This window comes from Mycobacterium sp. NGS11, from assembly GCF_059813315.1.
This window is the reverse complement of the sequence record NZ_JCALEJ010000012.1, coordinates 1-20981: the sequence shown is the minus strand read 5'-3', so window position 1 is coordinate 20981 and position 20981 is coordinate 1. Positions and strand designations below refer to the sequence as shown.

General features: G+C 65.9%; 18 protein-coding genes. 10 read left to right on the top strand and 8 right to left on the bottom strand.

What is annotated here, in order from left to right; translation table 11 throughout:
* Positions 1 to 179 precede the first annotated feature (179 nt).
* Genes AC5Y4T_RS15450 through AC5Y4T_RS15440 form a run of 3 tightly spaced genes read left to right on the top strand, consistent with a single transcriptional unit; the run spans position 180 to position 2739 of the window.
* On the top strand, positions 180 to 1319 hold the full coding sequence (locus AC5Y4T_RS15450) for an alpha/beta hydrolase (protein WP_499954164.1): 1140 nt from the start codon (positions 180 to 182) through the stop codon (positions 1317 to 1319).
* The gene (locus AC5Y4T_RS15445) at positions 1319 to 1699 is read left to right on the top strand and encodes a nuclear transport factor 2 family protein (RefSeq protein ID WP_499950192.1); all 381 of its coding nucleotides are present in this window, start codon (positions 1319 to 1321) and stop codon (positions 1697 to 1699) included. The genes AC5Y4T_RS15450 and AC5Y4T_RS15445 overlap by 1 nt, the downstream gene beginning before the upstream one ends.
* Positions 1696 to 2739, top strand: coding sequence for a TIGR03857 family LLM class F420-dependent oxidoreductase (locus tag AC5Y4T_RS15440; RefSeq protein WP_499954162.1), 1044 nt, complete (start codon positions 1696 to 1698; stop codon positions 2737 to 2739). The genes AC5Y4T_RS15445 and AC5Y4T_RS15440 overlap by 4 nt, the downstream gene beginning before the upstream one ends.
* A 16-nt stretch (positions 2740 to 2755) precedes the next feature.
* On the opposite strand, the gene AC5Y4T_RS15435 is transcribed toward AC5Y4T_RS15440, so the two are convergent.
* Positions 2756 to 4252: an acyl-CoA carboxylase subunit beta gene (locus tag AC5Y4T_RS15435; protein WP_499950189.1), complete on the bottom strand. Its 1497-nt coding sequence runs from the start codon at positions 4250 to 4252 to the stop codon at positions 2756 to 2758.
* A gap of 213 nt (positions 4253 to 4465) precedes the next feature.
* Here AC5Y4T_RS15435 and AC5Y4T_RS15430 point away from each other — a divergent pair, with 213 nt between their 5' ends.
* From AC5Y4T_RS15430 to AC5Y4T_RS15415, 4 genes are read left to right on the top strand one after another with little or no spacing between them, the layout of a single operon-like run.
* Positions 4466 to 5686: a cytochrome P450 gene (locus AC5Y4T_RS15430; RefSeq protein ID WP_499922026.1), complete on the top strand. Its 1221-nt coding sequence runs from the start codon at positions 4466 to 4468 to the stop codon at positions 5684 to 5686.
* A gap of 48 nt (positions 5687 to 5734) precedes the next feature.
* Positions 5735 to 6556 (top strand): SDR family NAD(P)-dependent oxidoreductase, encoded by an 822-nt coding sequence (locus tag AC5Y4T_RS15425; RefSeq protein WP_499921994.1) that lies wholly within the window; start codon positions 5735 to 5737, stop codon positions 6554 to 6556.
* A 41-nt stretch (positions 6557 to 6597) separates the two neighbouring features.
* Positions 6598 to 7038 (top strand): VOC family protein, encoded by a 441-nt coding sequence (locus tag AC5Y4T_RS15420; RefSeq protein WP_499921992.1) that lies wholly within the window; start codon positions 6598 to 6600, stop codon positions 7036 to 7038.
* Complete coding sequence (locus tag AC5Y4T_RS15415) at positions 7035 to 7775, top strand: SDR family NAD(P)-dependent oxidoreductase (RefSeq protein ID WP_499921990.1); 741 nt, start codon at positions 7035 to 7037, stop codon at positions 7773 to 7775. The genes AC5Y4T_RS15420 and AC5Y4T_RS15415 overlap by 4 nt, the downstream gene beginning before the upstream one ends.
* Before the next feature lie 2 nt (positions 7776 to 7777).
* On the opposite strand, the gene AC5Y4T_RS15410 is transcribed toward AC5Y4T_RS15415, so the two are convergent.
* Together AC5Y4T_RS15410 and AC5Y4T_RS15405 are read right to left on the bottom strand one after the other, a co-directional pair.
* On the bottom strand, positions 7778 to 8935 hold the full coding sequence (locus AC5Y4T_RS15410) for a Zn-dependent alcohol dehydrogenase (RefSeq protein WP_499954160.1): 1158 nt from the start codon (positions 8933 to 8935) through the stop codon (positions 7778 to 7780).
* A complete protein-coding gene (locus AC5Y4T_RS15405; RefSeq protein WP_499954158.1) occupies positions 8932 to 10164 on the bottom strand; it encodes a cytochrome P450 in 1233 nt (410 codons plus the stop codon). The genes AC5Y4T_RS15410 and AC5Y4T_RS15405 overlap by 4 nt, the downstream gene beginning before the upstream one ends.
* Before the next feature lie 356 nt (positions 10165 to 10520).
* On the opposite strand from AC5Y4T_RS15405, the gene AC5Y4T_RS15400 reads away from it, so the two are divergent.
* The 3 genes from AC5Y4T_RS15400 (at position 10521) to AC5Y4T_RS15390 (ending at position 14077) form a co-directional block, all read left to right on the top strand.
* Positions 10521 to 11480: an alpha/beta hydrolase gene (locus AC5Y4T_RS15400; RefSeq protein WP_499954156.1), complete on the top strand. Its 960-nt coding sequence runs from the start codon at positions 10521 to 10523 to the stop codon at positions 11478 to 11480.
* 190 nt (positions 11481 to 11670) lie between these two features.
* Positions 11671 to 12822 carry an acyl-CoA dehydrogenase family protein gene (locus AC5Y4T_RS15395; RefSeq protein WP_499954154.1) on the top strand — a complete coding sequence of 384 codons (1152 nt, stop codon included), beginning with the start codon at positions 11671 to 11673 and terminating at the stop codon, positions 12820 to 12822.
* A gap of 10 nt (positions 12823 to 12832) precedes the next feature.
* Positions 12833 to 14077 carry an acyl-CoA dehydrogenase family protein gene (locus tag AC5Y4T_RS15390; RefSeq protein WP_499954152.1) on the top strand — a complete coding sequence of 415 codons (1245 nt, stop codon included), beginning with the start codon at positions 12833 to 12835 and terminating at the stop codon, positions 14075 to 14077.
* Here AC5Y4T_RS15390 and AC5Y4T_RS15385 read toward each other — a convergent pair.
* The 5 genes from AC5Y4T_RS15385 to AC5Y4T_RS15365 form a co-directional block, all read right to left on the bottom strand.
* A complete protein-coding gene (locus AC5Y4T_RS15385; protein WP_499954150.1) occupies positions 14074 to 16041 on the bottom strand; it encodes a SpoIIE family protein phosphatase in 1968 nt (655 codons plus the stop codon). The genes AC5Y4T_RS15390 and AC5Y4T_RS15385 overlap by 4 nt on opposite strands.
* Positions 16042 to 16301: 260 nt before the next feature.
* A complete protein-coding gene (locus AC5Y4T_RS15380) occupies positions 16302 to 17507 on the bottom strand; it encodes an amidohydrolase family protein (RefSeq protein WP_499954148.1) in 1206 nt (401 codons plus the stop codon).
* A 100-nt stretch (positions 17508 to 17607) separates the two neighbouring features.
* Positions 17608 to 18639, bottom strand: a complete 1032-nt coding sequence (locus AC5Y4T_RS15375) for a hotdog fold thioesterase (protein WP_499954146.1) — start codon at positions 18637 to 18639, stop codon at positions 17608 to 17610.
* Positions 18640 to 18931: 292 nt separating this feature from the next.
* Positions 18932 to 19387 (bottom strand): SRPBCC family protein, encoded by a 456-nt coding sequence (locus tag AC5Y4T_RS15370; RefSeq protein ID WP_499954144.1) that lies wholly within the window; start codon positions 19385 to 19387, stop codon positions 18932 to 18934.
* A gap of 57 nt (positions 19388 to 19444) precedes the next feature.
* A complete protein-coding gene (locus tag AC5Y4T_RS15365; protein ID WP_499954142.1) occupies positions 19445 to 20962 on the bottom strand; it encodes an HNH endonuclease signature motif containing protein in 1518 nt (505 codons plus the stop codon).
* Positions 20963 to 20981: the final 19 nt, after the last annotated feature.

Genomic DNA, 20981 nt, shown 5'->3' with positions numbered 1-20981 from the left:
CAGCAGTCCGGTCCGCGCGCGGCAAGGAGCGACATGACGACAGCGGCTGACGAGCTGGAAGCCATCCGGCAATTGAAGGCGCGCCCCTGCCGCTTCCGGGATACCGGCGCCGCTGCGACGAAATCGCGGCCGGCGGATACACCGGGATCGAATTGGCTTGGCTAATGAAGGTGAGCGACATGGCGACGGCGGCGAACGGGCTGAGCCTGGCTAAAGATGTGGTTCGCGAATTGGGAATGCTGGCGCCGCGCACCGTGGCCGGCCTGCGCGAGTCGACGGGTTGGGTCCCACTATCGCCACGCGGTGCGCGTCAGTTCGGCGAGGCGATGCTCGACGAATTGGTGCTGAGCGCCTTTTCACTGCTGGGCGGCAGTCCCGCGGAGATGCGGTCATTAGACGTGTGCACCGCGGCCGCCGAGGAGCTCTCGTCGCTGGGCATCGACCGGGCGCACGCCGACCCGAACCCGTTGCGGCCAACCTCGTTACGCAAGCGCAGCATCGCCGGTCTTGCCTACGAGCGGATGGCTTTCGAGCACGACCCGACGTTGCCGACCACGCTGGAGGCCGACGGGCTGGGCGGCCCTGCACGGGCGGTGGTGCGCCTGTGTCGGCACCACGACGGACCTCGTCCATGGCTGGTCTGGGTGCACGGGGCCGGCCAGGGTGGCGACGAAGACCTGCTGTTGGCACGGATTGGGCGCATCCACCACAAGCTGGGCTTCAATGTCGCGCTGCCGGTGCAGCCCGGTCACGGCTGCCGGCGGCGCCAATGGCCGGCCTATCCCGACATGGACCCGCTGGGCAATGTGGCGGGGATGATGCGTGTGGTGTCCGAGGTGCGCGCGGTCGTGCGGTGGGTGCAGCCACAAGCCACCGCTGTTGTGGTGGCGGGGATTTCGATGGGCACTCCGGTCGCCGCACTCGTCTCCCACCTGGAGAAGCAGATCGATGCCGTCGCCCTGTACACGCCGATTCTGGGGCTCAACGCGATGATCGCGCGGCACCTGCAGCGGTGGGGCGCATCGCGGGCAGGATTCCGCGAGTTGCTGCAATCCCCCGTGGTGACCCAGCTGACGTCGGTGATCGATCCGCTGGCGGTCACTCCATCCCCGCCGCCGGATCGCCGCCTGATCGTCGGGGCATGGCACGACCGGATGGCGATGCGCGAGCCCGTTGATGCGTTGCACGAACGCTGGGGCGGCCAGCTGTACTGGTACGACGGTAGCCACGTCGGACACGTCTTCTCCCGGCGCGTGCAGCGGATCACCGACCGTTTCCTGCGCGACGTGGCCGCGCGAAAAGCCGCGGTGCCGGGTTGATGGCGCCCACGTGGACCGCGCGGACGGTGGTCGAACTCTACAACCTCGTGGTGTGGAACGAACGCAACATCGATCTGGCCGAGGAGTTGTTGGGCGACACCGTCATTCGGCACGAGGTGGGTTCCTCGCGTACCCTGACCCACGCCGAAGCGGTGCAGCGCGTGGTGGACATGTGGCAGCTGGCCGATTCGCTGCGCTTCGACCTCAACGTCGTCATCGAGGGCGAGGACGGCGAGCACGTCGCCATCGTCTACGACTCGACGATCACCACCAAGGACGGCACCGAGACCAACATCGCCAGCATCGAGGTGTTCCGCGTCGTCGAAGGCAAGATAACCGAGGTTTGGAACTGCGGCTACCAGCAAGGGGTGTGGAATTGAGCGACCATGCGCTTGATGAGTTGGGCTTCTACCTGCTAGCCGGGGCCGGTGGTGAGGGCCCTGCGACGTTGATGGACGAGGCGCGTCGCGGCGAGGAACTCGGCTTCGGCACCGCCTTCATCTCCGAGCGGTGGAACGTCAAAGAGGCTTCATCTCTGGTCGGGGCGGCGTGCGCGGTGACCAATCGGATGCAAATCGCCACCGCGGCAACCAATCACAACACCCGCCATCCCCTGATCACCGGATCCTGGGCGACCACGATGCATCGCCTGTCCGGCGGCCGGTTCACCCTGGGCATTGGCCGCGGCATCGCCGCGATCTACGGGGCCTTCGGAATCCCGGCGGTGACGACGGCGCAGATGGAGGACTGGGCTCAGGTCATGCGCCGGCTGTGGCACGGCGAGCTGATCTTCAATCACGACGGCCCGATGGGCAAGTACCCCATCTTGTTCCTCGATCCCGACTTCAACGAGGACATCCGGCTGGCGCTGGTGGCCTTTGGGCCCAACACGCTCGCGCTCGGCGGACGCGTGTTCGACGACGTCATACTGCACACCTATTTCACGCCGGAGACCTTGCAGCGCAGCGTCAAAACCGTGAAGTCGGCTGCGGAGAAGGCGGGCCGCGACCCGGACAGCGTGCGGGTGTGGTCGTGCTTCGCCACCGTCGGTGACCACCTGCCCGAAGAACTCCGGCTCAGGAAGACCGTCGCGCGTCTGGCCACCTACCTGCAGGGCTACGGCGATCTGCTTGTCGCAACCAACAATTGGGATCCCGCTGTGCTGCAACGCTTCCGCGAAGATCCGGTGGTCACCTCGATCGCGGGTGGGATCGATCACAAGGGCACGGCCGAGCAAATCGAGCACATCGCGACGCTGATTCCCGATGAATGGCTGGAGCCATCGGCCACCGGGTCGGCGCAGCAGTGCGTGGACCGCATCCGCAAGGAATTCGACTACGGGGCCGACGCGGTCATCATGCACGGTGCCACACCCGACGAGCTCGAGCCGATCGTCGCGGCCTACCGCGCTGCGAACTAGCCAGACGCGCGGAAAGTCACGGCATGATGACGGTCCGGGTCACCGGCTCGGCGGCGGCTTGCCGGCCGGACAGGCCACGCTTCAGCGAGGCGAGTAGGGCGTCCCGTGTCTCGCGTGGATCGATGAGTTCGTCGAACCCCATGTGCTCGGCAGACCGGTAGGACGCCTGCAACTCGGCCTCGCGTAACTTCGCGGTGACGTCCTCGCCGGCGTGTGTGGCCCGGCCCAGCGCGGCCGCGCTCATGGCGCCCATCGTCGCCCCGGGATAGGCGAAAGTCGCGGACTGGCTGTCGAACCCCAGCAGGGACATGACCATGGAGCCGAACCCGTATGCCTTGCGCAGCGTCACGTGCAGCTTCACCGTGGTCGCGGCCGTCTGCGCGGCGAACATCCGCGCCCCGGCGCGCAACACACCGCTGCGCTCGGAGCGGCTGCCGGGCAGCATGCCGGGATTGTCGGCGAGGAAGACGAGAGGCAGGTGGAACGAGTCGGCCACCAAGATGAAGTGCGCCGCCTTGTCCGCGGCCGCGGCGTCGATGGAGCCGGCGAGCACCTGAGGTTGGTTGGCCACCACCGCGACCGGGTGGCCACCGAGATGGGCCAGCGCGCAGATGATCGCCTTGCCGTACTGCGGCTGGACTTCGAACCAGTCGGGCCGGTCGAAGATCACGTCGAGCACCGCGCGCATGTCGTAGACGCGGCGGTTGTCGCGGGACACGATGTCGAGCAGCTCGGGCGTCGCCCGCGGCTCGCTGTCCTCGTCCTGCGGCAACGATGCCGGGTACGACCATGCGCTCGGCGGAAAGTAGGACAGGTAGCGCCGGACGTCGTCGAGGACGGCTTCGTCGTCCTCGGCGACGTTGTGGATCACGCCGCTGGGCAAAGCGACGTCGGGCCCACCCAGGTCCTCCTTCGAAATGTCTTCTCCGGTCGACTCTTTGACGACGGGTGGTCCGGCGGTGAAGATCGCGCCCTGCCTGCTCATGATCCGGAAGTCGCAGACCGGAGCCACCAGCGCGCCGTGTCCTGCCGACGGCCCGAGTACGGCACCGACGGTCGGGACGCGACCCGAGCACTGCGCCTGGGCCAGTAGATCGGTGGGGGTGCGGCCGTAGTGTCCGCCCCCGGGGCGAAAGCCGGCGCCTTCGAGCAGCATCACCAGCGGGATCTTGTCGCGCAGCGCCAGTTCGGCGATGCGGTACCGCTTGGAGTTGCCGCCGGGCCCGATGCTGCCCGCCATGGTGGTGAAGTCCTCGGCGCCCAGCATCACCGGTGAGCCGTTGATCTCACCGGAGCCGACGATCAGGCCGTCGGCCGCGATCTCGCCACCGACCAGCGTGCCGAGCTCGCGAAATGTGTGCGGGTCGAGGAGGTACTCGATCCGCGCGCGGGCGTCGAGCTTGCCTTTGTTGTGGTGCTTGTCGAGTCGCTCCGGTCCGCCCATTGCCCGCGCGCGCTGACGGCGACGCTCGAGGTCCTCGAGCGTTTCTCCCCAATCCTGGGCTTTCGGCATGTCTATGTCCTACCTCATGGAAGATTCTTCGCGCGACCAGTTCGATGGTGGCGACCCGCTGCGCCCGGCTACGCCGCGCTTGCGCTCACCACAGATTTGTAGGGTCACATACTGGATTGCTTACTGTAAAGTTACCCGCAGGCCCGACGCCGCGCGCCTCAAGGTCGACGGGGCGTCCCAAATCGAGGAGTCTCGGCAGTGAGCGCACCGACGATGGACGAGGCCGCGAAGCTGTTGGCGGACCCGTTGGCGTACACCGACGAGCGCCGGCTGCATGCGGCGCTGACGCACCTGCGGGCCAACGCCCCGGTGTCCTGGGTGGACGTTGCGAACTACCGGCCGTTCTGGGCGATCACCAAACACGCCGACATCATGGACATCGAACGCGAAAACATGCTCTTCACCAACTGGCCGCGGCCCGTGCTGACCACCGCGGCGGGCGATGAGATGCAGGCCGCCGCCGGGGTGCGCACGCTGATCCACCTGGACGACCCCCAACACCGGGTGGTGCGCGCGATCGGCTCCGACTGGTTTCGCCCAAAGGCGATGCGGGCGTTGAAGGTTCGTGTCGAGGAACTGGCCAAGATCTACGTTGACAAGATGATGGCGGCGGGCCCCGAATGCGATTTCGTTCAGGAAGTCGCCGTCAATTACCCGCTCTACGTGATCATGTCGCTGCTCGGGCTGCCCGAAGCCGATTTTCCGCGCATGCTCAAGCTGACCCAGGAATTGTTCGGCAGCGACGACTCAGAATTCACACGCGGCACCACAAACGAAGACCAGCTGCCGGCGTTGTTGGACATGTTCGCTTACTTCAACGGTGTGACGGCGTCTCGCCGCGCGAATCCGACCGAGGACCTCGCGTCGGCGATCGCGAACGCCCGCGTCGACGGCGAACCCCTCTCCGACATCGACACCGTGTCCTACTACCTCATCGTGGCCACCGCCGGCCACGACACCACCAGCGCGACCATCTCCGGCGGGTTGCAGGCGCTGATCGAAAATCCGGAACAGCTCCATCGCCTGCGCGACAACCTGGACCTGATGCCGCTGGCCACCGAGGAGATGATCCGCTGGGTAACCCCGGTCAAGGAATTCATGCGGACCGCCGCCAAGGACACCACCGTGCGTGGAGTGCCCATCGCCGCGGGGGATTCGGTGCTGTTGTCCTACGTTTCGGCCAACCGCGACGAGGACGTCTTCGCCGATCCGTTCCGCTTCGACGTCGGGCGCGAGCCCAACAAGCACGTGGCCTTCGGCTACGGTGTGCACTTCTGCATGGGTGCCGCGCTGGCCCGCATGGAGGTCAGCAGCTTCTTTGCCGAGCTGCTGCCACGGCTCAAATCGATTGACTTGAACGGTGACCCGGAACTGGTCGCCACTACCTTCGTCGGCGGACTCAAACACCTGCCGGTTCGCTACTCGCTCGCTTGAGGTGCGGCCGCGGCGGCTGTCGCTACACTCCCCGTGGAGGTCGAGGCAATGGCGCGCAGGACGATTGTCATCACCGGTGCCAGCGACGGCATCGGCGCCGCGGCGGCCCGCCGGCTCAGCCACGGCGGCCACGATGTGGTGTTGGTGGGACGCTCGGAGAGCAAGACCGCGGCCGTGGCCGCGGAGCTGGACGCCGACTACTTCGTTGCCGACTTCGCCGACCTGTCTCAGGTGCGGGCCCTCGCGGACAAGATCCGGTCGCAGTATCCGCGCATCGACGTGCTGGGCAACAACGCCGGGGGAGTGTTCTCCAAGCCGCAGCGGACGGCCGACGGCCATGAGATCACCCTTCAAGTCAACTACCTGGCGCCGTTCTTGCTGACCACCCAGTTGCTGGATGTCTTGGTCGGTTCGCGAGCCACCATCGTCAATACGTCCAGTTCGTCCCAGCGACTGTTGCGCAAAGTCAAACTCGCCGATTTCGACGCAACGGACCGGCGCCGGCCGAGCACCGCCTATGCGTTGGCGAAGCTGGCAAACATCCTGTTCACCAAGGAATTACATCGGCGCTTTTTCGCCGACGGTCTTTCGGTGGCGGTGGTCCACCCGGGTTTAGTCAATACCAACATCGGTCAATCATCTGGGTCACGGTTTCTGACCACCATGCAACGGACGCCGGTCAGCAAAATGATCAAGTCCGCGGATCACGGCGCCGACCAGCTGGTCTGGCTGGCGACGAGCGTGCCCGGAGTCGACTGGGTGCCCGGCGAGTACTACGTGAAAGGCAAAGTCGCCAAAGCGAATCGGGCGGCCGACGATCCCGTCCTCGCGCACCGGTTGTGGGATCACACCATGGCCAAGGTCGTTTAGGGGCCGCGGACGTCGGAGGCTCGGTACTGGAGAGGAAGTTCATGCTAGGGATCCATCACGCCGCAATCTGCACCGCTGACGTCGACCGTTCGATGAAGTTCTGGCGTGACGGCCTGGGATTCACCAAGTTGTTCGGCCACACCTTCACCGGAGACTGGCCGGAACTGTTCGGCGCGCAGACCGATCGGCTGCAGTCGGTATTCCTCGGTGATCCACAGACGCCAGATGCCGGGATCGTCGAGTTGGTTGTCTTCGAGGGTGCCGACGAAGCGCCGCCCGTACCGGCGGGTCCCCGGCACGGATTCTTCCTGCTCTCCCTGCAGCGTGACGTGGACGAAACCCTGGCCGCGCTAGCCGAATTGGGCTTCACCGACGGTGTTCGCCGGATCACCGCTGCGGCCCCGGCGGGCAAGACCGTGCCGATGGCCGTCATCACCGCACCCGAGGGCGTGGTGGTCGAGTTGATCGGGCCCGCGCAATGAGCGCCGCGAGCGCAGTGGTGACCGGCGGCGCCTCCGGCATCGGGCGGGAGGTCGGCCGACGGCTACGCGACGTGGGCCACGACGTCGTGGTGTGGGATCTGTCCGGTGGTGACATCGCCTGCGACGTCAGCGATCCCGATGCGGTGTCGGCGGCGATGGAACGAACGGTGCGTGAGCACGGTACGCCCACCCGGATGGTCACCTGCGCCGCGATCGGTGCGTCGGGTTTGTTGCTGGACCAGCCGCTCGACGAGTGGCAACGGGTGTTATCGACGAACCTGACCGGCACCTGGCTCTGCATTCGCGCTGGGGCGCAAGCCATGATCGACGCCGGAGTCGGCGGCTCGATCGTGGCGGTCTCCAGCATCAGCGCCACCGTCGCCGACCGGGACATGGGCGCGTATTGCGTCTCGAAGGCGGGGGTCAACATGCTGGTGAAGGTCGCCGCCGAGGAATGGGGCGGCCACGGCATCCGGGTCAACGCAGTAGGTCCCGGTGTCACTCGCACACCGATGCTGCCGAATCCGGAGGCGTTGCCCGGCTGGGTGGAAGGGCTTTCCGAGCGGACCGCATTGGGCGGGCTGGGCGAGGCTTCCGAGGTGGCCGCCGCTATCGTCGGCGTCCTCGAATTGCCATGGGTGACCGGACAAATCGTGCATGCCGACGGCGGCTTGGCGCTGCACAGCCCGATCGACGCGTACGGCCAGCTGCAGCGGGTGCGCAGCCGCAGCAAATAAGCTCAGGCGATCCCGAAATCGATAATCCCGCGGACGATCCTGCCGCTGAGCAGATCGTCGTAGGCGTCGTTGACCTCATCGAGGCGATAGCGCTTGGTGATCATCTCGTCGAGCTGAAGCTGGCCGGTCTCATACAGCCGTGCCAGCCGGGAGATGTCAGCCTTCGGATTGCACGAGCCGAAGATGGTGCCCGCCAACGTCTTGTTCATCAAGATGAAGTCCTGCAGGTCGATCTTGACCGACCGGGTCAACTGCGACGTCATGCCGGTGAGCACGCAGGTGCCGCCCTTGCGGGTGAGCTTCACCGCGTCGCGGACGTCCTCGGCGGTGATCAGCGACGGCGATACCACCACCGCGTCGGCCATCACCCCGTAGGTCAGGCCGCGCACCAGATCCAGCGCCTCGTCGATCGTGGCCGCGGTGTGCGTCGCGCCGAACCGCAGCGCCGACTTCTGTTTGAACTCCACCGGGTCGAGCGCCACGATCTGCGCCGCGCCGTTGATCCGGGCACCCTGAATCGCGCCCGTGCCGATCCCGCCGACGCCGATCACCACGACGGTATCGCCGGCGCGCATGTTCGACCGGTTGGCGACCGAACCGTAACCGGTCGGGATGGCACAGGACAGCAGCGCGCTCGACGTCAGTGGCAGGTGCTGCTCGATCTTCACCAGTGAATTGGCCGATACCACAGTGTGTTCGGCAAAGGCGCCGATTTTGGCGATGTGACCCAGCTTGCGGCCATCGGCGGTGTGGTGACGGAACGTGCCGTCCGTCGGCATTCCCGGGATCATGGTGCCCATGCCGACGTCGCACAGGTACTCGATTCCACTGGCGCACCAACGACATTGGCCGCACACGGCGACGAATGACATCACCACGTGGTCTCCAGGGGCGAAGTCGGTGACACCGGGCCCGATCTCCCGCACGATGCCGGAGCCCTCGTGCCCGCCGATCATCGGGAACATGGTCGGCAAACCCATCGACCGCATCACCTCGTTGGGCGCTGACATGTCGCCTTTGAGGATGTGGTCGTCGGAGTGGCACAGGCCGGCCGCTGCCAGCTGAACCAGGACCTCGCCGGTCTTGGGGGGATCGAGCTCGAATTCCTCGACAGACCACGGTCCGCCGACGTCGTGCAGAATCGCTGCGCGGCTCCTCATGCGGCGGGGGTGAACGTGACGGGAAGCTTGTTCGGCGACCGGAAGGTGAGCCCGACGATCTTGGATTCCACTCCGGTTCCGTCATCGGGCACGAATGCCAGATTGTCGACGCGGTCGAACAGGCTGTTCAAGATGACCCGCGTTTCAAGCCGGGCCAGGTGCATGCCGAGGCACATGTGGATACCGCCGGCGAACGCGATGTGGGATTGGCGGGGCCGGCAGATGTCGAACGTGTTGGGATCGGTCCACCGGCTCTCGTCGCGATTGGCCGATCCCATGCACATGTCGATCTGGGCCTCGGCCGGAATGGTTTTGCCGCCGATTTCGACCTCCTCGGTGGTGGTCCGCATGACGGTGGTCAGCGGCGTTTCGAACCGTAGACCCTCCTCGATCGCCATTGGGATCAATGACCGGTCCTTGGTGACCATCGCCAATTGTTCGGGGTGGGTCAGCAGCAGGTACAGCAGATTGCCCGACGAACGATAGGTGGTCTCCAGGCCGGCCGGCAGCAGCAATCGCAGGAAGGCGATGATGGCCTCGTCGGTGAGCTTCTCGCCGTCGATCTCGGCGGCAACCAGGTCGCCGATGATGTCGTCGGTGAGCTTGCGCCGTCGTTGCTCGACTTGTTTGAGGAAGTAGTCGTAGAGCTCGGTGGCGGCGGTCAATCCGGCCATGATGTCGGTCGGGATCGAGATCAGGTCGAGGGACAACCGCCGGAAGAAATCCAGATCCTCGGCCGGCAGGCCGAGCAGCGTCGAGATGATTCGCGTGGGAAATTCGAAAGTCAGCGCCTTCACCAGATCGGCATGCCCGTCGTGCTTGATTTCGTCGACCAGCTGATCGCAGACCGGCCCGATGACCGACGGTTCCCAGCGCTCCAGCGCGGTCGCCCGGAATGCCTTGGCCACCAGATTGCGGTGGTCGTGGTGTTCCCTGCCGCCCATCGCCAGGATGGTGTGTCCCATCACCAATCCGATCGTCTTGTCGTAGGCGGCGGAGGTGAAGATCCGGTCGTCGCGGAAGGCTTGGGATACACCGTCGTAATCGAACAGGACCCACTCGTCGCTGGGCCGCAGCTCTTCCGGCAACTGCGTGTTGTCGTTCAGCGAGCCGTGCCACACCGGGTCGGTGTGCCGCATGTGTTCGAAGAACGGGTAGGGACTGGTTTCGCCGGTGAAATCGAGTGAGGGTACGACGGGCTGACCATTCGGGCCAGTGCTGAGCGTCATCAGCGCTCCTCCTGAGACAACCGATAAGGCCGTTCACGCGGACCGGATTGCGAGTGGCCGCGAATTCCACGGCGGGGGTAACCGAGCTGAAAATAGCTATCATAGTATAGATAGCAACGAAGCCCAACGACCTGGATCCGCCGGGGCGGATTGCACCCGATCGCGGGGTCTCGAAGACTGGGCGGATAGGGCCTCATTTCACCGCGACGCCGGCTCGCCGGGCTTGATTCGCGGCGCCGAGCACCTGATGTGTCAGTGCCTGAAAGCGCAGGTCTACGTTGAAGGAGGTTTCCGTTGGGGCCCACCTTCGAAGACCACCGATGAGCCCGCACGACGAGCCCGGAAAATGAGTTGATATGACACAGACGAATTTGGCGCGGCCGCACGGCCTCAACCGCATCGATCCGGTGCTCCGCGACGCGGCCGTCGAGCTGGGCGCCTTCGAATTCCGTGCCGAGACACTGCCCGCCGAGCGGGAACACGCCAACCTGCTCGCCGCGCGGCGCGCCGCGGCCGCCGATACCACTGGTGTCTCGGTCTATTCGCGATCGATCGCCGGTCCCGACGGTCAGCAGCTCGGCCTGCGTTTGTATCGCGGCCGCAGCGAATCCTGCGCGCCGGTGGTGCTATACGCCCATGGCGGCGGGTTCGTCACCGGAAACTTGGAAACCGACCATGCGCACTGCGTGGAGCTGGCCCGTGACGGCAATTGCCTGGTGGTTTCGGTGGACTACCGCCTGGCCCCCGAAAATCCATGCCCGGCGGCACTCGACGACGTCGAGGCGGCCCTCCGTTACGCCATCGAAAACAGCGCGGAGCTGGACGCCGACGCCGGCCGCATCGCCGTAATGGGCCGCGACGCCGGTGCTGCACTGGTCGCGGGTCTGACCCAGCGCATGTTCGATCAGGAAGGTCCAGCGATCCTGATGCAGATCCTGCACCAGCCGATGCTCGACTCCGACGCCACGCCCTCGCGCCGCGAATTCCAGCGCACCCCGGGCCTCAACGGCCCGGCCGTGAGTCGGGCGTGGAACCACTATCTGGGCCACGCCAGCGCCAACGGTCAGCACGTCCCCGCGCACCGCGCCAACCTCGAAGGCCTGCCGCCCACGTTCGTCAGCTGCTCCGAGATCGACCCGTGCCGCGACGAGGCCATCGACTATGCCAACCGGTTGTTGCACGCGTACGTCCACACCGAACTGCACGTGATCGCCGCGACCTTCAACGGCTTCGACTCGATGGTCCCCGATTGGGTTGTTTCCCAGGAGAATCGGGCGCTGCACGCGCAGGCGGTGCGCCGCGTGTTCGCCATGTAGCGCAACCGTCTCGAAATACGTGCTGGTCTACGCCGTTACCGATCGAACTCCGGTATCTCTTACCGTATTGCGCGTTGCTAACATCAGGATCGCCAGCCAACCGAGGACCGATCGGGCGGATGATCAAACACACAAGCCGTTTCCGTTGCAGCCGCAGCGTTCGAATGTCACGAAGGACCCCCTCGGCACCATGACCACCCTCGACTCTCCCGAAAAGATCCTCTTCACCTCGACCACCCAAGCGTTCCTGGAAAAGGAAGCGCCGCTGCGCCGGGTTCGGGAGCTGCACGCCGCGGGTACGTCGTTCGACCCCGCGTGGTGGCGGCGCGCCGCGGAACTCGGCTGGACGGGCCTCCTCGTGCCGGAGGAGCTGGGCGGCGGAAGCGTCTCGGAGAACGGCTTCGCCGATCTGGCCATGGTCGCCGAGCAACTCGGCAAGACGGTGGCCCCTGGACCGCTGTATCCCGTGAGCACCGTGCTGGCCGGACTTGTCGAGTGCACAAACCCCGGCGAGCACGCCGACACCATCGAGGCGCTGATGTCAGGTGACTCCGTGGCGTCGTGGGCGGTCTGCGAGCCGGGCGAGGGCTGGGCGCCGCTGAATCCCTCGGTCACGGCAACCGAAACCGACTCCGGTTACCGCATCGACGGCGTCAAGGACCGCGTCGAGGCGGGAGCCCAGAGCGCGGCGCTGCTGGTGGTGGCGCGCTGCGGCGCCGATCCCGCCGAGATTCGTCAGTTTCTCGTTCCGACGGACGCGGCGGGGGTCCTTGTTGAGCCCCAGCAGTCGGTGGATCTGGTCAAGCAATACGCCCGGGTGCACTTCGACGGCGTCGTGGTGCCGCGGTCGGCGGCCGTCGGCACCGCCGAGGAGACGGCTGCGCTCGTCGAACGACAAAGCCAGATCGCCCAGGTCCTGCAGTGCGCGGAGGTGGTCGGTGCCCTGCAGACGGTGTTCGACCTCACCGTGCAGTGGGCGCTGGACCGACACACGTTTGGCCGTCCGCTGGCGTCGTACCAGGCCCTCAAGCACAGATTCGCCGACATGAAGCTCTGGCTGGAGGCCTGTCGCGCCACCACCTCCGCGGCGGTCGCCGACGTCGCCGCCCGCGCGCCGGAGGCGAATGTGTCAGCCAGCATCGCCAAGTCCTACGTGGGCGAGATGGCGGGTCAGATCGTGCAGGCGTGTGTGCAGATGCACGGCGGCATCGGCGTCACCTGGGAACACGACCTGCACCTGTACCTACGCCGGATCACGTTGTACCGCGGCATGTTCGGGACGCCGGAGGAACACAATCTGCGCGTCTACGAGTTCGAAAAGGCGGGTCGTTCGGGGAAATGATCAGCATCCGATGACGCCGACCGAATCCGTTGCACAGTTCGCCGCCCGAGCCAGGGCATGGCTGGCGGACAACATGCCCGCCGTCGACAGTGAGGCCCCACCCGCCGCACCGCGCGACGAGGAACGGTCGTGGCTCAGGGCCAGGGAACTGCAAAAGCGCTTGTACGACGGCGGATTCGCCGGCATCTGCTTTCCCCGTGAGTACGGCGGCCTCGGTCTGGACTACGAATACCAGAAGGCATTCGACGCCGAATCCCTCGGCTATGAGATGCCGCTGATTCTCAACACCCCGACATTCACGATCTGCTGTGCCACGCTGCTCGACACCGGCAGCGAAGAGCAGAAGAAGCAGCACATCGCCGCGGCGTTGCGCGGCGAGGAAGTGCTGGTGCAGTTGCTGAGTGAGCCCAGCGGCGGATCCGACCTGGCGGGTGTCCTCACCCGTGCCGAGCGGCGCGGTGACCGTTGGGTCATCAACGGCGCCAAGACCTGGAGCACGAGTGCGTTCGCCGCCGATTACGGCCTGTGTCTGGCCCGCACCGACTGGGACGTGCCCAAGCACGAGGGCCTGACGATGTTCCTGGTGCCCATCGCCCACCCGGGAATTACATTGCGGCACATCACGATGCTGAGCGGTTCGAAAGAATTCTGCGAGGAGTTCCTCGACGGTGTCGACGTCGGAGATGACGCCGTCGTCGGGGAGGTCAACGGCGGCTGGGCGGTGGCGTCCCGGCAGCTCTACCACGAACGCCGGGCGGTGGGTCAGGGGTCCGAGTTCGCCAGTGGCAGCGGCAGCGAGGGCGGCAATGCGATTCCGGTCGACTATGTGGCGCTCGCGGAGAAGACCGGGCAAGCCGACAACGAACGCGTGCGTGAGATGGCCGGTCGCGCCCTGGTGCACCGCGCGGTGGCAGAGCAACTGATCGGGCACGTCTATCGCTGTGTCAGAGACGGCGTATTGCCGCCCGCCGCCGGAACGCTCATCAGGCTGTTCCACTCCGAGACCACGACCACCGACGTCGACACGGCGCTGGCGATCGCGGGGAGTTCCGGCGTGGTGGGGGAGCAGGGCGCCGGACTCCAAACGGGTCTGCGGTATCTGTCCCGACAGACCGTCGCCATCGGCGGTGGCACAACGGAGATGGCCCGCAACGTCATCGGCGAGCGGGTGCTGGGCTTCCCCCGCGAATACGCCGCCGACCGCGGGGTGCCGTTCAACCAGGTACGGCACGGCGAGCGAGCCGATCGGGCCTAACCCTCGGCGACGAGATTCTCGGCGAGGCCGCCGACGACCGGGAGCTGCACGAGCGACAAGACGTGATGCGCCGGGCTTCCCGGCGGGGCCACCAGCACGTACTCGCTGCCCTGTCGGCGCGCTCGCTCGCGGGCGGCCGCCAGCGCGCTGACACCCGCCGATCCGAGATGGGTCACGGCGGTGAGGTCGACCGTCAATGGTGCGATGCCGGAACGGCTTTCGACAGCGATCTGACGGTCCAGGGTGGACGCGGTGGTGGAGTCGACGTCGCCGGTGACCACGATGCGCCCCGGTTCGCTGACCTCGGAGGCGAATTCCGCGCTGGCCGACCGCCGACCGGTCGCCCGGGCGACCGATGAATCCGTGACGAAGTTCGCCGGCCGGGAAAGTCGGTGCGTCACGGTGGCGGTCGTGCCGCCGGCTCCACGACTGATGTGCGCTTCCGACACCAGGGCCTCGGCCATGGCGAGGCCGCGGCCGCGGCCCGTCTCGCCCTCGCGGTGGTCCTTCCACCGGCCATGGTCGGTCACCGACGCGTGCAGGTTGCCATCCCCGGACAGCGTTGCCTCGACGACGACGCCGTCGGGAACCTCTGTGCCATAACCGTGCTCGACCGCGTTCTCGACGAACTCCGAGATCGCGTGCACCACATCGGAGATGTCGTCGGTGTCGGCGCCGATCTCCGACAGCCACTGCCTAAGGCGGGACCGCACCGTACGCGCGGCCTGGATGGTCGCATCCACTGTCAGGTGCAGCGGTGCGGGCGGTGTGCGGCGTTGCGCCGCGAGAAGTGTCACATCGTCGCTGTAGCCCGTCGAACGCAGCAGCAATTCCAGTGTCTCCGAGCAGATTCGGTCGATCGGCCGGACCGATGACTCGATGACGAAGCCGCGCTGCCCGCCGACGATATCCGCGGTCAGCTCGGCGAATTCGGCGGTGCTGGCGCCCACCGGCCGACCGGGCCTTTCGATCAGGCCGTCGGTGTACAGCAGAATCGAGTCGCCCACGTCAAGGAATTCGGTGCGGACCGGGAAGCCGGTGCCGCTGCCGAGCGGACCCGCGCCGGAAGGCTCGAGATAACGGGCGGTTGCGTCCGCCGTCACCAACAACGGCGGTGGGTGCCCGGCGGTGCAGTAGCGGAATTCGCCGGTGCCGAAGTCGAGTGAGCCGACGCAGATCGTGGCGGTGTTCGAGCCGGGGACGTGCTTGCGGAATCGGTCGACCGCCTCGAGTGCCTCGGCGATCGGATATCCGGCCAACACCTGCATCCGCAGCGCGGTCCGCAGCTGCGACATCGCCGCCGCCGCTTCGACGCCGTGGCCGACGACGTCCCCGACGGCGAGCACCAGCCGGTCGCCGAGCGGTGTCGCGTCGAACCAGTCGCCGCCGGCCGCGGTGTCCTGCGCTGCGACGAGATACTGCGCGGTCACGTCGGCGCCGGGGACGATGGGCACCGAGGATGCCAGCAGCGCCTGCCGCATGATGGTGGCGGAGTCACGGACGTTGCGATACCGCTCGGACATCTCCTCGAGGCGTGCGTCGGCGGCCATCCGGGTCTGCACCCGGCTCGTGACGTCGACGAAGGCCAGCTGTACGCCCTCTATCGAGCCGTCCGCCGCGCACCGTGGCGTGACGATGAAGTCGAAGAAGTGCTCCTGCGCGCTGCCCGCGCCTTCGAAGTCGGCCTGAACCCGCCACTCGGTGCCGGATTGCGGCTCGCCCGTTTGATACACCCGATCGAACATTTGAAAAATCTGCTGGCTCTCCAGCTCTGGATAGACCTCGCGTGCGAGTAGCCCGATTGGGTCGATTGGCGGGCCGAGTGCGCGGTACGCCGCATTGACCGCGACAAACCGGTGGTCGGGCCCTTCGAGTCCGACCAACAGCGCGGGAACATTCTCGAAGACGCGGCGTACGTCGTCTGCCGCACCGACGGTTCTGTCCCAGTCGTTTTCGGCCACCATCCGGCCGTTCCTCCTAGCGGCCTCCGGGCAGCCCGCGAAGACGGGCCGAGTCGGAACCGGTTCAAAAGGGCGGACCTATTTGCACACGTAGTTGTTCACATTAGCAACCGTTGTCGCACGCGTGCTGCCTCGGTTTGATGCCGGTCTAGGTGGGTGCGGGTGGTCGTGGTCGATCTCGTGGCGCGGCGCAGCCTGATCCGGTTTGCCCTTCGCGGATTCATCACAGCCGCAACGCCTTCCGGCTCGCGCGGCGGCGCCGATCAGGCTGAGATCGTCTTTTTGGCCGGCGCGGAAACCTTCATGAGTTTCATCAGGTTGCCGCCCATGATCTTGGCGATGTCGGATTCGGAGAAGTCGGTGAGTTCGTCGACGAAGGAGATGGGGTCTTTCAGGCCTTCGGGGTGTGGCCAGTCGGACCCGAACATCACCCGGTCGGTGCCGACCATGTTGACGATTTCGGTGAACCGGTCCTCCCAGAACGGGGTGATGTACACGCACCGCTTGAACGCCTCGATCGGGTCCTCGCTGAACGACTGCGGCATCTTCTTGTAGACGCCCTTGAGGCCCTTGAAGAGATCCGGCACCCAGTCGGCGCCGTTTTCGATCGACAGGATCCGCAGTTCCGGGTTGCGCGACAGCGCGCCGTGGCACACCAGCGCACCCATGGCGTCGAGGATCGGCCGGTGGCCCATTGCGAAGCTGCGGAACGGGGTCGGCTTGAACGGCAGGAACTCGTCACCGGGTTCCCACACGTTGGCGAATTCGGAATAGCCGCTGTCCGAAGCGTGCATCGACACCGGGATCTCGGCCTTGATGCAGGCCTGCCAGAACGGGTCGAACTCCTCGAGCCCGAACGATCGGCTGCCGCGGAAGCCGGGCACCGGCGCCGGGCGAACCAGGACGGTGCGCGCGCCGCGCTCGAGGCACCACTGCAGTTCTTCCAGGGCGCGGTCGACGATCGGCAGCGTGATCACCGGGGTGGCGAAGATCCGGTCCTTGTAGTTGAACGTCCACTGCTCGTGCATCCACTCGTTGAGCGCGTGGATGACGTCGTGGGTCATCTCCGGGTCGTCCTTCATGCGTTCCTCGACCAGGCTGGCCAGGGTCGGGAACATCAGCGCATAGTCGATGCCGAGTTCGTCCATCACTTCGAGGCGCGCGCCCGGCTCACGGAAGGCGGGGATGGCCTTCATCGGCTCGCCGAGGATCTCGCGGTAGCTCTTGCCTTGCGCGCCGTTGCGGAAGTAGTCCTCCTGGGCGCCCGGCTTGGCCACCTTCTCGAAGGTGGGGTTGGGGATGTACTCGCTAATGTGGCCGCGCACAACGATTTTGGTGCGGCCGCGAACCTGCACGTAGTCGATGACGTTCTTGCGCTTGTCCGGAAGGTATTTGGTCAGCGCTTCCTGTGGCTCGTACATGTGGTTGTCGGCGTCGAAGACGGGGAAGGAAAGTTCGCGCGAGGGCATGGCGATCTCCTTGGGAAAAGTCTGGATTCTCTGTCGCTGGTAATGACGTTACCACTTCTGCGCAATTAGCTGTACCGGATTCGCGGACCCCCGGGCCGGCTCAGGCGTCCGGCCAGCTAGGAAGCTTCGGTGTGGCGCCCTCGATGACGGCGAAGTTGACGGTCGCCGTCGCCAGCAGCTCGTCGTCGCCGTCGCCGTAGATGTCGATTTGCATGACCATTGCCCGCCGGCCCGAACGCAACATCCGGGGCACAGCGAACGCCGCGCCCTGCCGTACCGGCCGCAGATAGCGGATGAACAGATCCGCGGTGGTCATAGTGGTGCCCGGCTTCAGATAGTCCAGCCCGAATTGTCCGCCCGCCACATCCACGAGCGTGGCGATCAGACCGCCCTGCAGCGCGCCGGACGTGTTGACGACCGCGGGACTCACCGGCATGGTCATGGCGAATTCGCCGTTGCGGGTGCTGGGGCGCATGCCGATTTGGCTGAACAGCTCGGCCAGCGACGGGGCGGCCGATTCTTCGTCGGTGTCGCGGATGCCCAGGGCGCGGCTGCAGAAGTCGTAGAGCTGGCCGACATCGACCGGTGTCCCGTTCAATTCCGAACCGAGCCAATGCAATCGCTGCGCACCCATCATCGTCTGCATGACGATCGCGGCCGCCGCGCCGACGTCCAAGCCCGGGTTGAAAACGCCCTCGGTGATGCCCTGCCCGACGATGTCGCGAATCAAGCCGTGCAGCGGAGAAAGCACCCGGGCGTATTCGCGAGGTCGAGTCTCGGCCAGGTGCTGGTTGTAGAGAGTCAACGCTCGATTGAGGCTGTCTTGAGTGCTCGATTCCGGCTGCTGGCTGACCCTGTCGATCAGCAATTTCAGTGCCGCGGTGCTGTCCAACGCCGTGGTTTCGGCGCGCCACGTCTGCACCGATTGGGCGATGGTTCGATCGAACAGCGCCAGCAGCAGTTCGTCCTTGCTGCTGAAATGTTGGTAAAAGGCTCGCAGCGACGTCTTCGAGCGCGCGACCACCTCTTGAACGGTGAAGTCCGTGCGTCCCGTTTCGCCCAGTATCGCGACGGCGGTTTTGATGAAGCGGTCGCCGCGAGTGATCTTCACTTCGTCTTTGGGGTCGGCCATCAGCGCTTGGTCCCCTTCCATAGCGCGCAGGTCGCGCTATGAGAATGAGGTTACCGCGACTGACCGCCGCGCGAGATGGTGCTTACGCCTTACGGCAGAAGATGCCGAGTATCTGCTGGCCGTTGTCCCTGGTGATGAGCGCCGGTGGCGGTGGAGGCTTCGGCGGCGGGTTGTCCCCGTCTCAGGCATGTTGGAGACGTTGCCCATCCCGGGCCACAGGGAGTAGTAGGTGTGGCAGACGTTCAATGTCCCAGAGTTACCGCTCGGCGGAGGGGGCTGGCCCGGGCCGACGTCACCTCCGTGTGACGCCTTCGGCTTCGTGCGCCAATGCCGCTGCGAGGCGCTTATAAGAGGCTTCGATCCTGGTCTTCATCAGATTTTTTGGAAGGCCGGGAATGCGCGGTAGGAAAGTTACGGTCCATATGATCAGCGATCCGTCCGGCCGCTCTTCGATGCGAATGTCACCCCGGTAGTCCTTCAGCGGCGTATACCACGGAAACGATGCGACATAGGCATGGTGATGCGGTCGCGTTCCATCGACGACCGTATCGCGTATTACGCTGTGCCCGATGCGCATTCGTCTGACGCCACCGATTGCAGTGTCAGGCTCTCCGTGCCGCTCCCAGGATGCGGCGGACACGGTAGGCAGGAAATCGGGCCAACGCTCGACATCCATGAGCACGTCATATACCGCTGCAGGTTTTGCGCGAGACAGTTGTTCGGCCCGGCATGACAGCGACCTACTCATGCTGCCGAAACGTACTCCAGGAGCTCAGCCGAATGCGGTGATTCAGGCGAATCTGCGTCAGAATGGCGGCGGGTCATCGTCGCGGTCGGCGGGAGGGGCGGGTCCGGCTGAAGCGGCCTGGCGGGCGGATCGGCGGGCTTGCCGTATTACGCGGTTGTGCCGGCGTTCGCCGGCAATGTACTTCGCGCGGTTCTCGGCGCGGGTGCGCCGCCGCTGCGGCATCATCGCGGCACGATCGGTGAGGCGGTCGGGCAGTCGAGGCTGGGCGATTTCACCGGTTGGCGCGCACAAGGACGGAAACAGGAGCGCACTGCCTGGGGTGGTCACGTATGTGTGCCCCGCCGGGGCGCGCCAGATCACCGTGCCGTCAGGCAGCTGCTGATCCTGCCATCCCCAGAAGGTTTTGATCAGATGATGTTGTCGGCAAAGGCATTTGAGGTTGGAGGCGTGCGTCGCGCCGCCCTGAGAATGAGGAATCGTGTGGTCGAGATCCGCTTCGGTCGCGGGGCGGTCGCACCCGGGAAAGCGACACGTCAAATCGCGGCAGCGCACGAATTCGGCCAACGTCTGCGAAGGGACGTACCCGCGCTCCGGCGGTGCGTCCCCGGGATGCTTTACGGGCAAAAGCGTTGCTGACCCGGCAAGCTCAGCTATCAGTTCCGCAGGGATAAGCGCGTCGGTCCCGATCATCGAACCGTGGTCTGGCGAAGCGCCGTCGATGGTGCACTGATTGGCGACCACGTGGATAACCACCGGGTTCGCCGGGGTCGCGCCTGACGGACACGTCGGCTGCCCGCAACGGCACTGCAGCCTTTGGGCTCCGGCCGCCAGCGCCCCCATCGCGTCAGCGCGGCGCTGTTGCAGGGTGCGCGGATCAGCCTCGCATACTGTGGCGGCCAAGGCATTCAGCCGCGCATCGACGGCGTGGGCATCGGTGGCGAAGAGTGTGCCGTGAACCTCGGACAGGCCCTCGCCTCCATCCCAAATGGAGAACTCACGACCCGCCTGGTGCTCGCGGCGCCGCCGGACCGCGTCGCGATCGGCCCGGGCCACGATCCGGTCCACCGCAGCTGCCAGGCGTCCGCGCGTCATCGTCGGCCATCGTTGGACTCGCAGCGCGAGCGCAGCGTCGACCGCGGCCATGACCTCGGCATCGTTGATCAAGTCGGTGCGGAACACGATCGTCTGGAACGTGGAGTAACTGATGTCACCGGAAACCAACGCGGAGCCCACCTTTGGCAGCCGATTCCGCATGGCCCGCGAATAATTCAGAAAACTCGACGCCTGCGCCTGGCTGATTCTCAGCGCCGCTGCGATCTCGGCGGAGATGGAATCCCAGGTGTCGGTGGCCCAGGTCTCGCGCTCCCCGTATTGGCGCAGCCGCAGCATGTCGAGCTCGCCGATTGCCACCAAGCGCTCACCGGCCGCTCGGTTCTCCGCGCGCGATGACGAACAGATCCGTTCCAGCAAGGCCGCGGACTCCGGCGTCGTGGCTGGATTGAGGCGCGCGACCATCGCGTCAAACCGGGCGATCACCTCCGGTGGCGACCCACGTCCCGTCGGTCCTTCGAACATACATTCGATTATACGTTGC

Coding starts and splice junctions, on each gene's coding strand:
- AC5Y4T_RS15450 (WP_499954164.1), top strand. CDS start 180: ATGGCGACGGCGGCGAACGGGCTGAGCCTGGCTAAAGATGTGGTTCGC.
- AC5Y4T_RS15445 (WP_499950192.1), top strand. CDS start 1,319: ATGGCGCCCACGTGGACCGCGCGGACGGTGGTCGAACTCTACAACCTC.
- AC5Y4T_RS15435 (WP_499950189.1), bottom strand. CDS start 4,252: ATGCCGAAAGCCCAGGATTGGGGAGAAACGCTCGAGGACCTCGAGCGT.
- AC5Y4T_RS15430 (WP_499922026.1), top strand. CDS start 4,466: ATGGACGAGGCCGCGAAGCTGTTGGCGGACCCGTTGGCGTACACCGAC.
- AC5Y4T_RS15425 (WP_499921994.1), top strand. CDS start 5,735: ATGGCGCGCAGGACGATTGTCATCACCGGTGCCAGCGACGGCATCGGC.
- AC5Y4T_RS15420 (WP_499921992.1), top strand. CDS start 6,598: ATGCTAGGGATCCATCACGCCGCAATCTGCACCGCTGACGTCGACCGT.
- AC5Y4T_RS15415 (WP_499921990.1), top strand. CDS start 7,035: ATGAGCGCCGCGAGCGCAGTGGTGACCGGCGGCGCCTCCGGCATCGGG.
- AC5Y4T_RS15410 (WP_499954160.1), bottom strand. CDS start 8,935: ATGAGGAGCCGCGCAGCGATTCTGCACGACGTCGGCGGACCGTGGTCT.
- AC5Y4T_RS15405 (WP_499954158.1), bottom strand. CDS start 10,164: ATGACGCTCAGCACTGGCCCGAATGGTCAGCCCGTCGTACCCTCACTC.
- AC5Y4T_RS15400 (WP_499954156.1), top strand. CDS start 10,521: ATGACACAGACGAATTTGGCGCGGCCGCACGGCCTCAACCGCATCGAT.
- AC5Y4T_RS15395 (WP_499954154.1), top strand. CDS start 11,671: ATGACCACCCTCGACTCTCCCGAAAAGATCCTCTTCACCTCGACCACC.
- AC5Y4T_RS15390 (WP_499954152.1), top strand. CDS start 12,833: ATGACGCCGACCGAATCCGTTGCACAGTTCGCCGCCCGAGCCAGGGCA.
- AC5Y4T_RS15385 (WP_499954150.1), bottom strand. CDS start 16,041: ATGGTGGCCGAAAACGACTGGGACAGAACCGTCGGTGCGGCAGACGAC.
- AC5Y4T_RS15380 (WP_499954148.1), bottom strand. CDS start 17,507: ATGCCCTCGCGCGAACTTTCCTTCCCCGTCTTCGACGCCGACAACCAC.
- AC5Y4T_RS15375 (WP_499954146.1), bottom strand. CDS start 18,639: ATGGCCGACCCCAAAGACGAAGTGAAGATCACTCGCGGCGACCGCTTC.
- AC5Y4T_RS15370 (WP_499954144.1), bottom strand. CDS start 19,387: ATGAGTAGGTCGCTGTCATGCCGGGCCGAACAACTGTCTCGCGCAAAA.
- AC5Y4T_RS15365 (WP_499954142.1), bottom strand. CDS start 20,962: ATGTTCGAAGGACCGACGGGACGTGGGTCGCCACCGGAGGTGATCGCC.